Source organism: Mariniflexile aquimaris, from assembly GCF_042676825.1.
Lineage (GTDB): Bacteria > Bacteroidota > Bacteroidia > Flavobacteriales > Flavobacteriaceae > Mariniflexile > Mariniflexile aquimaris.
The window spans coordinates 15260-31135 of the sequence record NZ_JBHTIB010000038.1 but is presented as its reverse complement, the minus strand read 5'-3'; the positions used below and the strand labels follow the sequence as shown (position 1 = coordinate 31135).

6 protein-coding genes, 2 tRNA genes and 1 pseudogene are annotated in these 15876 nt (G+C 36.4%); all 9 read right to left on the bottom strand.

Features of this window, described 5'->3' with window-relative positions; translation table 11 throughout:
* Positions 1–4838, bottom strand: a pseudogene (locus ACFQ0I_RS16950) (T9SS type B sorting domain-containing protein); the annotation flags it as partial.
* A gap of 561 nt (positions 4839–5399) precedes the next feature.
* The gene (xylE, locus tag ACFQ0I_RS16945) at positions 5400–6818 is read right to left on the bottom strand and encodes a D-xylose transporter XylE (protein ID WP_379944176.1); all 1419 of its coding nucleotides are present in this window, start codon (positions 6816–6818) and stop codon (positions 5400–5402) included.
* A gap of 12 nt (positions 6819–6830) precedes the next feature.
* On the bottom strand, positions 6831–8156 hold the full coding sequence (gene xylA / locus ACFQ0I_RS16940; RefSeq protein ID WP_379944175.1) for a xylose isomerase: 1326 nt from the start codon (positions 8154–8156) through the stop codon (positions 6831–6833).
* 232 nt (positions 8157–8388) lie between these two features.
* Entirely contained in the window at positions 8389–9876 is a 1488-nt protein-coding gene (locus ACFQ0I_RS16935; RefSeq protein ID WP_379944174.1) for a xylulokinase, read from the bottom strand.
* 3 nt (positions 9877–9879) lie between these two features.
* Entirely contained in the window at positions 9880–10866 is a 987-nt protein-coding gene (locus ACFQ0I_RS16930; protein ID WP_379944173.1) for a GntR family transcriptional regulator, read from the bottom strand.
* A 195-nt stretch (positions 10867–11061) separates the two neighbouring features.
* On the bottom strand, positions 11062–12702 hold the full coding sequence (gene glgP / locus ACFQ0I_RS16925) for an alpha-glucan family phosphorylase (RefSeq protein ID WP_379944172.1): 1641 nt from the start codon (positions 12700–12702) through the stop codon (positions 11062–11064).
* A gap of 153 nt (positions 12703–12855) precedes the next feature.
* Positions 12856–12939, bottom strand: a tRNA-Leu gene (locus ACFQ0I_RS16920).
* Positions 12940–12993: 54 nt separating this feature from the next.
* A tRNA-Gly gene (locus tag ACFQ0I_RS16915) sits at positions 12994–13065 on the bottom strand.
* Between the two features lie 115 nt (positions 13066–13180).
* Complete coding sequence (gene mutS / locus ACFQ0I_RS16910; RefSeq protein ID WP_379944177.1) at positions 13181–15760, bottom strand: DNA mismatch repair protein MutS; 2580 nt, start codon at positions 15758–15760, stop codon at positions 13181–13183.
* Positions 15761–15876: the final 116 nt, after the last annotated feature.

Below are 15876 nucleotides of genomic sequence, written 5' to 3'. Positions count from 1 at the left end.
ACTGCCGATTGTTTGGCATTAGTAGCACTACAACTAAAGGCCGTAGCACTTGCTGTGGCTGCTAATGGCGTTGGCTGGGTGATGTTCACCGTTACGCTAGAAGTACAGTTTTTACTATCTCTAACATAAAACGTATGCGAACCGTTTGATAAACCGGTGAATAGAGACGACGCTGTAAATGTTACATTGTCATTACTAAACGTATAACCTCCAGAACCTCCTGAACCAACTAATTGTGCGGATCCATCAGAAGCCCCATTACAACTTACATTTGTTGTGGTTGCTGAAACTGTAGGATTAGTTATTGTACTAATCGTAATCACATTTGACACCGATTGACAATTTCTGGCATCAGTTACTCTAAATTGATATGTTGCTGCCGTTACAGTTGAATAGGTGAATGGTGTTCCGGTTGAACCTAATGACGCATATGCACCACTATTTATAGAAACCTCATACGTAAAAGGCGCATAACCGCCAGCAATAGTTCCAGTAATTACTGCATTTGGTGATGCGGTACAATCTAATTCTTTGGTTAAAACTGTATTTACAGATAATTGTGCTGCTATAGTTTGTACCGGTAAGGTAACACTACATCCATATGCATCTCGTACAATTATTGTATAGTTTCCTGGTACTAAATTATTAAAGGTATTGCTTGTTTGATATGGTCCACCGTTAATGTTATATTCATAAGGTGTTTGTCCTCCAGAAGCATTCACTATTAATGACGCACCGGTTACACCATCGTAACAGAAATTAGAAGCTGCACTGATGCTTGCTGTTGGAATACCTGGCGTAGTTAATGCAAACGAACTTGTTACAACACAACCATTAGAATCTGTAACAGATGCGATATATGTACCAACTTGTGTTAAATTATTAAAAGTATTGCTTCCTTGTGCAGGCAAAACAGATGCATCGGGTTGCGTTAAGCTATAAGAGTATCCTCCCCAGCCACCAGTAGCATTAATTACAACACTTCCATTTGTATTACAAGTAATAGGACTCGCTACAGTTGTTGCACTAAGTGCCGCAGCAGGCTGACTCACTGTTACCGAAGTTGTTGCTTGACAATTTGTTGCTGTATTGGTAACAACTATGGTATACGATCCCGCTGCTAACCCTGTTAGGTTTATTGGTGATGTACCAGCAATTGATGCCCCTCCATTAATAGTATATGTAAATCCTGAAGTACCAGAAACAGTATATCTAACTGACCCGCTAGAACCTCCAAAACAAGTAACATCATTTATCAATTGACCTACAACCGTTAATGCAGGTAATGGCGTGATGGTATAAGATTCGTTATAAACACAATCTTTAGCATCTCTTACCTGAAATGTGTAGGTGTTTGGCGCTAATCCTGAAAATGTATTTGAAGATTGGTACGCCGTTGCAGCACCTGCTGGTGCTATTATTTGATATTCTAAGGCTCCAAAACCGCCCGTTGTACCAGTTATAGTAACTGTAGAGGTGTTGGTTGGACATGTTAACGCCGAACTACTAAATGTTAAATCGGTTGGTGGTGTTAAAGGCGCTATATTGATTGAACTTGTATTAAATGTACATCCGTTGGCGTCTCTTATAGTAATCGTATACGTGCCATTTGTTAGTCCTGAAAACGTAAGCCCCGGTTGAAAAGTAACACCGTTAATACTATATGAATAAGGAGCCGTTCCTCCTGAAACTCCAGAAACAGTAATAACTCCTGTTGTTGTACAAGTATAAGGCGTTGTTAAAGTTGCCGTTCCTGTAACTGCTGGCAAGGTTGCAATATTTATAGTCTGCGGTGTTGAAGTACAAGCGTCCGGACCAGTAGTATATTGCACTACAACCTCATAATTTCCATCAGCTAGTCCAGTAAAAGTAGGAGAACTAACAAAGGTCGCACCGTTATCGATACTATACAATAAGCTGTTACCATTGGCATTTGTTACATTAATATTTATGCTGCCAGTATTCCCCGAACCGCTACATAATATATCTGTTTTCGTGATATTAAATACAGGTGGTGGTGTGGCATTTACGGTTATTGATGTGGTGGTACTACAATTGTTCGAATCAACAACAGTAATATTATACACACCTGAGGTTGTAACCTCAATTTCTGGGTAATCTTGAAACTCTGTAGTACTATTTACAAAATAAAAATATGGGGCTGTACCTCCAGTTGGATAAACAGTAATTTCACCATCTGTACATGTTAACGGTTTTGTGATTGCCGCGGTGGCTGTTAATAACGCTGGATTCGTAATTGTTACTGAACCGGTATACACGCAACCATCTTCTGTTTCTACGCGGGTATTATAGGTGCCGGGATTTAAATCAGCAAACGTATAATTTCCTTGAGTAATTGGTCCCACACTATTTACAAGTGTTGCACCGCTATAAATGGAATACGTATATTGTGGTCTAACATCATTAGCTGCTAATCTCACTGTTCCTTTTCCACCATTACATAGTGGAGGTGTAACGATTGTTGAAACCGTAAAGTTTCTGCGTCTAATTTGAATATCTGGCACAGTAAATATACAAGGGTTGGAAGTAACACCAACTTGTCTTATGTAAACCGTATAGGTATTTTGTGTATTGATAGTAAAAATATTGCTAGACTGATATGTTGACCCATCTAAACTATATTCATATCCCCCAGGAACCCCACCAACTGTTATTCTACCAGGTGTGGTACAAATAATGTCTTGAGTTGTTACGGTTGGGTTTAATAAATTTTGATAAGAGTTGAAGTAAAATCGATTAAAACAGCCTCCTGAATAATTTAATGTTAATCTAAATTGTCCTGAAGTGGTTACCGTATAATCTGGTCCGGTGCCAACTTGTGTCCATGTACATGAAGTATTCTCATTGGCACAATTAGGACTAAAAACAGCGGCACAACTAGATTCATTTAACTTTTCCCAAATAATGGTGGATCCATCCGAAATACCAGTCGTAATTTCTCTTGACGCATTCGCACCACACAAAAAGATATTAGGTAATTGCTTACCATCATTCGGACATATCGCTACCTCATCGGCATAAGGAATTACAGGATTTGTTAAGACGCCTCCAAACGGCACAACTGTAATCTCTTGATTAATAGATAAACAAGGTGCAATAGCTGTATTATGAACGTAATACGTTCCTGTGTTTGATACGGTTATAGATTGAGTCGTTCCAATTACCGGAGTTCCCGTTGGGCTGGTTGACCATGAATAAGAACTATATCCATTTGCTGCCGTTAATTCTACTGTTGCACCACAAAGCACTTCGGTGCCTGTAAATAAACAATCATCTACTCCTACTAAAAAATTTGTCGCCTTAGGTATTAACAAACAACCTGTATTCGTGTTTAAACTTGGGTCGTCTGATATGGCATACGATGGGTTTGTATTTCCTCTATAAGTTGCATAGGCTTGGTTGTTTATGCTATTAGAACAAGCATCACTTAGCATATTACACAATGGCACAACCCGAACTGATAAACGAATCTCTAAGACTGGATCATTTACTTCAACAACAGAATCATCAACTCTAAAAATAATTTCTCGCGTTGCTGGGTTGTAGCTTTGTACCGTTACTCCAGATGGCAGAATTCCTATATCGGCAGGATAATTGAAAACTACATTTATTGGCAATATATCCTTAATAGTAAATTGAGTCGCATTATCATTTCCTGTATTTTGAAATCCGATAACGTAATTTAATTGGTCTCCAAGTGTTACATCCTGACCTCCAATATCATTTCCATAAATATCCTCTACAATTTTAGTAAGTACAATCTTTGGTTCAATAATTTCGACAGCAAAAGCATAGAAATAAGGGAAATACGCATCTTGCGAACTCTCTAACCGCACCACTGCAGAAGTCGCATCGTTAGCTATGACGGTATTGCTTGGATTTGGAACATTTAAAATACCTGTATCAAACCCTAAAGTATTAGTACTGTTGGGGTTTCTGTTATTAACTGGCAAACCACTTAATTGGGTTACCGAACTATTGAAAAAGTTATTCCAATGGCGGTCTGAAGCGGACAAACTAGTACCATTTATTCTTAGTCTGTCTCCACTTATTGGTTTATCACCTTCTAAGGCAGCAAAAGCAAAGTTAGCTCTAACCGGAGTTGGTGCTGGAACTGTGCGAAATCCTGAAACAGGAACATCTAAGTTCACAGAACTACTAATGGCGCTAAACCCATCGAAGCTTGTAATAGATTTTCCAGGCAATGTAGGATCTTGATAAACTACAAACAAAGACCAGCCTGCTGAATAGCCGGTTCCATTTCCAAAATCGCTTGTTCTACCTTCAGCAGATGAGACATTACCAACTGTATAAGTACCTTGATTATTTGCTAAACCCCTTACTATCGAAGTGACGTTAGCATAACAAGCATAAGGAAAACTATTACTAACCTGAGAACCACCCGCATTATAAATAACAGTACCTGTAATATCATTATACCCCCCTGAAGGCCCTTTAAATCTTACATTAGTAATTGGTGCAGCTCCTGGTGTTACTGCGCCCCAATACAAACCAGCGTAAATAATTTCATAACATGCAGGGTTAGGAATTACTAAATCGGCACTCGATGAACTAAATGTAGAATTATCACCATCAATATCAATATACCGCATACGGACATTGTTATTATAGGCGTTATTATCGTTATATGCATTATTATTAGGCCCTAGAATATTGTTACCTATTAAAAGAATATCCCCTTTAACGTCCTGATTAAATCTGGGGTTGAAAGGCACAAAATTTTGAGCAATAGCCTGCAAGCCATTTAATAACAATAAAAGAACAAGTACATGTTTAAAAAAGGTAATTTTCCTCATGATAACTAGATTTGGGACTTTCATTCTTCTGAGAGATTTTAAAAATATTTGGTTTCTTAGTTTTATAATTCTGTTTTATTAATAATCGTTTTTAATACTAATTAAAACTTCCTTTAACCCTTCTCAAAATCATAATCTAAACCCAAAAAAAAGAAATCCCCTAGTATGCTATTGCGGTTTTGTTTAATACCTAACTAATTTTTAACCGCAATTATTTATCATTAACAAAAATCAAAAATATAAAAAAAATCCATGAAATGTAACTTTTTTTCGATGAAATGCATTATTTTTTATTTTCAAAGGATTTTTTATACCTTTTGTCGATTATCGTTTCTAAATTTTTTATGAGGATTTTATTCAAAAATCATGTCGATTTTTGTGATTTATAGGGACTTAATTAAGGTGGTTGTAAAATTTACTTTTGAAAGAATCTACATAATTATAAGACCAATAGTTTTTTTTGAAGCATAGAAAAATATAAATGTTCGGGACACTATAAAATAAAAAATGACCTTCAATTGCTTGAAGGCCATTTTTATTTTGGGATATTTTATTAAGAAATTATTTCTTTTTCCAGACTTCTTCCAATTCTTCCAATGTTTTTCCTTTGGTTTCTGGCACAAATTTCCATACTAAAAACATGGCTAACAATCCCATAATGCCATAAATCCAATAGGCAAATCCATGATTGAATTTTTCTAACAAATATGAGTTCTTATCCATCATTGGGAAAGTCCAAGATACCAAATAATTTGAAATCCATTGTGCTGCAACTGCAACTGCTAAAGCTCTTCCGCGAATTTTATTCGGGAAAATTTCAGATAATAATACCCAACAAACAGGCCCCCAACTCATGGCGAAACTTGCCACATAAATGAGCATGAAAATTAAAGCTCCAAAACCAACCGATTCCATAAAGAAAGTTGTTCCTAAAGCAAACATGGAGATTGCCATTCCTAGAGCACCGATAATCATTAAAGGTTTTCTGCCATATTTATCTACCGTCATTATTGCTAATACGGTAAACAATAAGTTAACAGCACCAACTATGATGGTTTGTAATAATGCTACATCGGTACCTGAACCCATGCTTTTAAAAATTTCGGGCGCATAATACAACACAACATTGATACCTACAAACTGCTGAAAAACAGACAATAAAACTCCAATTACAATAACCGTCATACCATAAGAAAATAATTTCCCTGAATGACTAACCACCGTATTTTGAATATCGGCAAGTATTTTTTTAGCTTCGATTGCACCATTCACTTTCGTTAAAATATCTAACGCTTTTTCTGGCTGCGATTTTAAAACCAAAGATCTTGGCGTGTCGGGAACAAAAATTAGCATAAACAAAAACAACGATGCTGGTATAATTTCTGAGGCAAACATCCATCTCCAACCTACGGCATTTAACCAAGTATCATCACCTTGACTAGCAATATAGTAGTTCACAAAATAAACCACCAGCATACCAAAAATAATTGCAAACTGATTTAAAGACACTAGTTTTCCTCGAATTTTGGCAGGAGCAATTTCGGCAATATATAACGGTGAAAGCATAGATGCTAAACCAACACCAATACCGCCAATTATTCTATAAACAATAAAGATGTAAATAAAAGTATGATCTGCTTCTCCAATTGGTTTTAATAACATTTCTGGCATTGCAGAACCAAATGCAGACAATAAAAAAAGTACTGCCGCTAAAATTAAACCGTTTTTTCTACCTAATTTTTTACTGACAATTCCGCCTGAAATTCCGCCGATAATACATCCAATTAAAGCACTGGAAACAACAAAGCCCAAGCGCGCATTTGCTTCCATTTCTCCTAGTCCAAAGGGAAGGACGAAAAAACTTTCTAATGAACTTACTGTTCCGGATATAACTGCAGTGTCGTATCCAAATAAGAGCCCTCCTAGTGTTGCAACTAAGGTTAATTTTAGTAAATAACTGGTGTTAGTTGGTGTTTCCATATTATTGAATGATTAAATATATTGATTAATAATATTTTCGAACAATTCTTGTTTACCACTTATTAATGGTAATTCGCCATTTTCTAGAGCTATTTTGTATAAATCCTGTAAACTTAATTTTCCGTTTTCAAAATCTTTTCCTTTTCCAGAATCGAATGATGCGTAACGCTCTTTTCTTAATTTTTCGTAAGGTGAAGATGTGATGATTTTATCTGCAATCAACAACGCTCTAGCGAAGGTATCTGCACCACCAATGTGAGCTAAAAACACGTCTTCCATATCTGTAGAGTTTCTTCTAATCTTCGCATCAAAATTAACACCACCACCTTGTAAGCCTCCTGCTTTTAAGAATACCAACATGGCTTCGGTTGTTTCTTGAATGTTATTTGGGAACTGGTCTGTATCCCAACCGTTTTGGTAATCACCACGGTTTGCATCTAAACTTCCTAACATACCTGCTTTTGCAGCCACTTCAATTTCGTGTTGGAATGTGTGTTGTGCCAACGTAGCGTGATTTACTTCGATATTAATTTTGAAATCTTTATCTAAACCATATTCTTTTAAGAAACCAATCGCAGTCGCCGTATCAAAATCGTACTGATGCTTAGATGGTTCCATTGGTTTCGGCTCGATAAAGAAATTACCTTTAAACCCTTGTGCTCTTGCGTAATCTCTACACATAGCTAAAAACTGCCCCATGTGGTCTAACTCACGACCCATATCGGTATTGAGTAAAGTCATATAACCTTCACGACCTCCCCAAAACACATAGTTTTCTCCGTTTAGAGCCATTGTAGCATCTAAAGCTAATTTTATTTGTCCGCCAGCACGAGCAACCACATTAAAATCTGGGTTTGTTGACGCGCCGTTCATGTAACGTGGGTTTGAAAAACAGTTCGCTGTTCCCCAAAGTAATTTCACGTTTGATGCTGCTTGTTTTTGCTTTAAATAATCGGTGATGGTAGCTAATCTGTTTTCTGATTCTGCAAAAGTTGCTCCTTCACGAATTAAATCGAAATCGTGAAAACAGTAGTAACCGAAGCCCATTTTGGTGATGAATTCGAACGCTGCATCGGCTTTGTCTTTAGCTGCCTGAACAGCATCAGATGATTGATCCCAAGCAAAATTTTGTGTTCCTGGACCAAATGGATCACTTCCTTGACCACAGAAGGTGTGCCAGTATGCTACTGAAAATTTAAAATGTTCGCGCATGGTTTTACCAGCAACCACTTGGTCTGGGTTGTAGTATTTAAATGCTAATGGGTTGTCTGATTCTTTTCCTTCAAACTTAATGTCTCCGATACCTTTGTAGTATTCTTTGTTTCCTATTAATGCCATGTTTTAAATGTTTATTTGTGGATTTGCTTATTTGTTTAATTGATTATTTGGTGTTACGATTTGCGTTAGGGATTGAGCAATTTGTTTGAGCTCTTTTTTGTTGTTAAAAGACCTTTCGACTGCGCTCAAGGTGACATAACAAAAAAAGCGAGTTGCGAAAGCCCGACCTCCCGATAGCTATCGGGAGTGGTAACGCCCTAAAAATTATTTTCTATTTTTTATTGATTATTGATTATTTTTTGCTGTTTAAAATGATTTCTAATTCGGATTTCCAGTTGTTATAGGCTTCTTGATATTTGGTTTTGTCTTTAAAAGGCATGAAAGTCATAACATGGTCGTTGTCGATGATGGCTTTTCCGAAGCTATCGAAATCGCCTTTGTGCAACCCTGCTGCTCTTGCGGCCCCTATAGCGCCTGTGGTGTTGTAAATTTCTATTTCTTGCTCGATTAAGGTCGCCACGGTGTTCGCGAAAATTTCTGATCGGAATAAATTGTCGTTTCCGGCGCGTATAACGGTGGGTTTGATACCATCGGACTTTAAAATTTCCATACCATACACGAATGAAAAGGCGATACCTTCGAGTGCCGCACGACATATGTGTCCTTTGTGGTGGTTGTTCAAATTGAGATTGACGATACGGGTACCGATTTCTTTGTTATTTAACATACGCTCGGCGCCATTGCCGAAAGGAATTAAACATACGCCATCGGATCCTACTGGAATTTCGGATGCTAGGTTGTTCATTTCTTCGTAACTACTTACCGCCAAATTATTTAGTAACCAACGATACTGAATGCCTGCACCGTTAATATTTAACAACTTGCCTATTCTCGGAATTGATTTTTTATAATTAACGTGTGCAAAATTATTAACACGCGTACTTTCTTTACCCGAAAGACTTTCTGTTACGGCATAAAACACGCCCGAAGTACCTCCTGTTGCGGCAACTTCGCCCGGATTGAATACGTTTAGCGACAAGGCATTATTAGGCTGATCGCCGGCCCGATAAAATATAGGCGTTCCGGCAGCGATACCGCTATCGGTCTCTCCTTGTTTATCTACTTCGGACTGCATCCCAAAGGTATCGACAATATCAGGCACTAAATTTTTATCGATGCCGTAATGTTCTATAAGAAAACCGGCAACCTCATCTTTCTTGAAATCCCAAAATATACCTTCAGACAATCCAGAAATGGTGGTGTTTATGGTATTGGAAAATTTGTAGGCTACGTAATCGCCTGGAAGCATAAATTTATAAATGTTTTTATATATGTCTGGTTCGTTCTCTTTTACCCACTTTAATTTAGATGCTGTAAAATTGGCTGGCGAATTTAGCAGATGCGACGCACAAACATCTTCTCCAATAGCTGTAAATGCTTTGTTTCCTGTTTCTACCGCTCTACTATCGCACCAAATAATGCTTTTTCTAAGAGGACTACCTTGTTTATCTACAACTACCAAACCGTGCATTTGATACGAAATACCAATACCTTTTATTTGTGTTCTAGACACATTGTATTGTTTTTTTAATTTGGTAATGGCGTTGCATACATGATGCCACCAATCGTCTGGTTTTTGTTCTGCCCAACCATTTTTTTGAGCAAACATGCCCATTTCTTTTTCTGGTTCTTGCACAACTCCCAAACTTTTGCCCGTAGCTATTTCAACCAAAGCGGCTTTAATGGAAGAACTACCTATATCTAATCCTAAATAGTACATAATTTACAATGATTCTCTTAATATTAATTTTGTTGGTATATAACTTTGAATTGTTTTATCGTTGGTAATAAAAGCGGCTGCTGTGGCGCCCAATTCCTGAAAATTGGTTGACACCACCGAAATACCTTTATATATAAACTTTTTGGTAGGTGTTTCGTTATATGATAAAAAGCCCACGTCGGTTCCCGGTTCAAAATTTTTGGTTCTGCATTGTTCTAAAAACATGCCTAATATCCTATCGCTTACACTTATATAGGCTTCATGTTTTGCAATAATAAATTCGGCAGGGTCTGTTATAATCTTATATTTAAAGCCATTGGCTTCACAGAATTTTTTAAAATAGGTAACAGATTCCACAGGATGTTTGGTGAAAGTCGGGTAAACAAACACCAGTTTCTTATATTTTTTAAAAGCTGAAATTGCACCTTCTAATGCGTTATAAAACGATTTACCAAAATCTTGAAACACATAATTATTTGAAGCTTTTGAATGCACATTCCAATCGATAAGCAAAAGCTTGTCGTTATCAATATCTGATAAGACATCTGAAACTTCCTTATGATTAAATGTCATCACCACATATTTGTAATATTTACCCTTGCTATTATTTAAAATAGTCTTGAAATTATTTATGTTATAATGATGAAATTGCACATCTACAATAACATTTTTGGGCAAATTATTTACAAAAGCATGATATAAAACTTCCTTGTACGCTTTAAACGTATCTAAAACCAATAACACTTTGCGCGTGTCGTTGGCCACGTAATACCCTTTATTGGGTACCGATTCAATAACACCATTATCCTTTAAAATTGAATATGCTTTAAAAACCGTATCTCTGGATAATTTATAGTCTTTACAAATGCTGTTTACAGAAGGTAATGCTTCGCCGCTGGATAGCGAATTATTAGATAACGCATCGTTAATTGCGTTTACTAATTGTTGATATTTAGGAATATCACTATTAAAATTTATATCAAACTCCATATTGTCAAAACCATCCGTCCTGTTCTGTTCTGGTATGTAAATATACTTATAATTTTAATAGGTCAAACAAAATTTTAAAATTTAACATTGATTGTATAATAAAATCAGCAATCCTGTGATGATAAAAAACAAAAAACCCGAATTTAAAATTTAAATTCGGGTTTGGACTTTTGCTATAAAGTTTTAAAAAAACTTTTAGTACAATTCTTTATAATATTTATCGGCTAAGGTATTTGCAGAAAATTCTGGAATCACATCATCCATCGCTTTAAATACAATGTCTTGCCATTTTTTAGGCGTATCGTAATACGTTGGAATCACTTTATTCTCTAATATTTCGTATAAATTGTTAGCATCTATTTTATCTTGCTCCCAAACTGGTAATTTATAATCGATTGTTGGCAACACAAAACAATTTTCGCCATCTTTTTCAAATTCTGGTATCCAACCATCGTTGGTTGAAACGTTTACCGAACCGTTCATTGCAGCCGTCATACCACTAGTTCCAGAAGCTTCTCTGGTAATTCTTGGAGTATTTAACCACACATCCGATCCGCATTTTAGTTTTCTAGACAAATCGATTTCGTAGCCTACTAAAACCGCTAAATTTGGATGATTTTTAGAATGATGGATTAAATGATTAAAAATATCGATCGCATAATAATCGAACGGATAAGGCTTTCCTGCCCAAATAATTTGAACTGGATATTTACTGTTTGAAATTAATTTATGAAAACGCTCTAAATCATGCAATAACAAATCGGCTCTCTTATATCCCGCAAAGCGTCTTGCCCACACAAAGGTTAACACATTAGGATCGAAACGCTTGCCTGTTTGCTCTAAAACCTCTTGAAACAATTCGCTTTTAAGCTCTGTTTTTCTAGCTTTATAAGCCTTGGCATTTCCTTTGGTCCACGCCTTTCCAATAACATCATCTTGCCAGAACAATTGATTTTGGGCATTCGTTATTGGTATTATTTTGCTAATTCCATCAAAATCTTTCCACATATCGTTAGCAACAACACTGTGTAATTTTGACACCGCATTAGACTTTCTAGCAAATCTTAAAGCCGAAACCGTATAATTGATCATACTACCATTTACCATTTCTTTACCTAATTCTTCTTCAGAATACGTTCTTCCGAAAAATCCACAACGGTTTAAATGTCTGGCATCATGCTCTTCGTTACCCGCCTTTTCTGGTGTGTGTGTTGTAAACACCATTTGTTTTTTCTTTACGCCTTGGTCTTTTAAATAATAAAACGCTGGTAACGCATGTCCTTCATTTAAATGATAGATATCTGCACCTCCTAAAGCTTCTACAACTTTAGCGCCACCAATACCTAACACAATACTTTGCGATATACGGGTTAAATTATTAGCATCGTATAAATGATTTGTAATTGTTTTAGATATAAAATCGTTACCCTCAACATCGGTACTTAATAAATAAATTGGCACCGTTCCGAAAATTTCAGGTTTTAGAACATAAGCGCGTACTTTTACATGTGGGTTATCGTGCAGTTTTATTTCTACTTCAATCCCAGTATCTTCAAGAAAATCGTATGTTTTTTCAATAAAATCGGTTCGAAGGGTTTGGTCTTCATTTCTAGCTTGGTCATAATATCCATATTTCCAAAGCATCCCAATACCAATCATATTCTGTTTTAGCTCGAATGCCGAACGCATATGCGACCCTGCTAAAAAGCCAAGTCCGCCAGAATAAATTTTTAATGCTTGATCAATGCCAAATTCCATACTGAAATAGGCTGCTTTTTTTGAATAATCTTTAGAGATTTTATAAGGATGATACCATTTACTGTATTTACTTTCCATAATTTATAATTTTTAATTTTACAAATATATAAGTAATGGCCAAATAAAGTCGAATATCTTGATTTTTATAACCATTAAAGCTAAAATAGTCTGTTAAAAGGTAAAATTGGCGTATAAAAAAAGCCTTTACAAAAAATATTGTAAAGGCTTTAGTACTGAAGGCGGGACTTGAACCCGCACGAACTAATGTTCATTGGATTTTAAGTCCAACGTGTCTACCAATTCCACCACTTCAGCATACTTCGATTGTGCTTAGCACATCGACTTGGTATGTTTTTTAGAAAGTTTCAGAGCGAAAGACGGGATTTGAACCCGCGACCCTCACCTTGGCAAGGTGATGCTCTACCCCTGAGCTACTTTCGCAGTTTTTTAAGAACTTACCTGCGCTTTGCAGGCGTGCAACATCTCTATTGCGGATGCAAATTTAAAATATTTCTATTAAATGCAAAGCCTTTTAGTAAAATAAATCAAATTTATTTTAAGCGCGTTTTTTCTTGACCAACATTCGCTTAATTTCGTTGAGTTTCATAAGTGCTTCAACAGGCGTAAGTGTATCAATATCAATATGTAATATTTCCTCTTTTATATTTTCGAGCAACGGGTCGTCTAAATTAAAAAAACTGAGTTGCATCTCATCATTTAGCGTTTTTACCTTATCTGTAAGTTCTTCGCTACTATGAGACTTCTCTAATTTCTTCAAAATAGCATTGGCGCGATGCAAAACTTGCTGCGGCATGCCTGCCATTTTCGCCACATGAATGCCAAAACTATGAGCGCTTCCTCCTTCAACCAGTTTTCTTAAAAAAAGCACATTATCTTTCAATTCTTTTACAGAAACATTAAAGTTTTTAATTCTCCCGAATGTTTCGGCCATTTCATTCAACTCATGATAATGGGTAGCAAATAATGTTTTAGGCTTTGCCGGATGTTCGTGTAAATATTCGCTAATAGCCCATGCAATAGAAATACCATCATAAGTACTGGTACCCCGCCCAATTTCATCTAATAACACCAAACTTCTATCGGAAATATTATTTAATATGGAAGCGGTTTCATTCATTTCAACCATAAAGGTAGATTCGCCCATCGAAATATTATCGCTGGCACCTACTCTGGTGAAAATTTTATCTACCAACCCAATTCTTGCTTCTTTAGCAGGTACAAAACTTCCTATTTGAGCCAATAACACAATAAGCGCTGTTTGCCGTAATATGGCCGATTTACCAGACATATTCGGACCCGTAATCATGATGATTTGTTGGGTTGCTCTATCTAAATATACATCGTTTGCTATGTAAGCTTCTCCAATAGGCAACTGCTTTTCTATAACAGGATGGCGACCCTCTTTAATATCGAGGTCGAATGAATCATCGATGGTTGGATACCTGTAATTGTTTTCGTTGGCTAATTGTGCAAACCCGCATAAACCATCTAATTGCCCAATTAAAAAAGCATTTTGCTGTATTGGTTTTATGTACTGATTTAGCCAACTTACTAACTCCGCAAACAACTGCTGTTCTATAGCAAGGATTCTATCTTCGGCACCTAATATTTTGGCTTCATACTCTTTTAATTCTTCGGTGATATACCGCTCTGCACTTACCAAGGTTTGTTTTCTTACCCATTCTTCCGGAACCTTGTCTTTATGCGTGTTTCTAACTTCAATATAATAGCCAAAGACGTTATTAGAATCAATTTTTAAAGAGGTAATACCCGTGCGCTCGCTTTCGCGCTGAAGCATTTTATCTAAGTAGTCCTTACCAGATTTCGACAAGCCTCTTAATTCATCTAATTCTGAAGAAAAGCCCGCCGCAATTGTTTTTCCTTTTAAAACATTAACAGGCGCGTCTTCGTTGAGCATTTCTTTAATTTTCTCACGAAGCACATCGCAACTTTGTAGTGTATCGCCAATAATTTTTAACGACTCATTGTTGCAATTGGATGCTAAGGACTTAATAGGTACAATGGCTTCAAGAGAATTTTTAAGCTGAATGACTTCTCTCGGATTCACTTTTCCTGTGGCTACTTTAGAAATTAAGCGTTCTAAGTCGCCTATATGTTTAATATGATTCTGATTTTTTTGATGTATGGCCGTTTCTTTGGTGAAAAAACTAACCACTTCATGTCGCTGCTTTATTTTATCAACATTCTTTAAAGGCAATGCCAACCAACGTTTTAGCATACGCCCACCCATTGGCGAAATGGTTTTATCGATAACATTTAACAGGGTTACCGCATTATTATTCGTAGAATTATAAAGCTCTAAATTTCTGATGGTGAATTTATCCATCCAAACATATTCATCTTCGGCAATTCTGGAAATTGATGCAATATGCTGTAGCTTTTTGTGCTGCGTTTCACCTAAATAATGCAATATAGAACCCGATGCAATAATGCCTTCATATAAATCTTCTATTCCAAAACCCTTTAATGTTTTTGTGTTGAAATGTTTTATAAGCGTTTCGTAAGCATAATCGGTTTGGTATACCCAATCTTCCATATAAAAGGTATGGAAATCTTTTCCGAAAGTTTCATTAAACGTGGTGCGTTTTTGTTTAGAAACAAGCACTTCGCTCGGATTAAAATTTTGAAGTAATTTATCAATGTATTCGGCATTCCCTTGAGAGGTTAAAAACTCGCCTGTTGAAATATCTAAAAACGAGACGCCAATATATTTCTTATCGAAATGTACCGAACACAAAAAGTTATTGGATTTCGATACCAATACCTCATCGTTTAACGCTACACCAGGGGTAACCAACTCGGTAACACCGCGTTTTACAATATCTTTAGTAAGTTTAGGATCTTCGAGCTGGTCGCAAATAGCCACACGCTCTCCCGCTTTTACCAATTTTGGCAAATAGGTATTTAACGAATGATGCGGAAACCCTGCTAATTCTATTTCGCTCTCGCTACCGGCACCGCGTTTGGTTAAAATAATCCCTAAAATACCTGCGGTTTTAATAGCATCTTCACCAAAGGTTTCGTAAAAATCGCCCACACGAAACAACAATAAGGCGTCTGGATACTTTGCCTTTATAGCATTGTATTGTTTCATTAAAGGAGTTACTTTTTTTGCCAATGGAATAGTTTTTAATTTTCTACCTACAATTAGTGCAAGGGATGCTAAAGTAACATTATTTTGATTTTTTATAAAGCAGATTACACATAAGT

Excerpts from the sequence above, each read along its gene's own strand:
- glgP (WP_379944172.1), bottom strand. The coding sequence starts at position 12,702 with ATGGAAAGTAAATACAGTAAATGGTATCATCCTTATAAAATCTCTAAA.
- xylE (WP_379944176.1), bottom strand. The coding sequence starts at position 6,818 with ATGGAAACACCAACTAACACCAGTTATTTACTAAAATTAACCTTAGTT.
- xylA (WP_379944175.1), bottom strand. The coding sequence starts at position 8,156 with ATGGCATTAATAGGAAACAAAGAATACTACAAAGGTATCGGAGACATT.
- ACFQ0I_RS16935 (WP_379944174.1), bottom strand. The coding sequence starts at position 9,876 with ATGTACTATTTAGGATTAGATATAGGTAGTTCTTCCATTAAAGCCGCT.
- mutS (WP_379944177.1), bottom strand. The coding sequence starts at position 15,760 with ATGAAACAATACAATGCTATAAAGGCAAAGTATCCAGACGCCTTATTG.
- ACFQ0I_RS16930 (WP_379944173.1), bottom strand. The coding sequence starts at position 10,866 with ATGGAGTTTGATATAAATTTTAATAGTGATATTCCTAAATATCAACAA.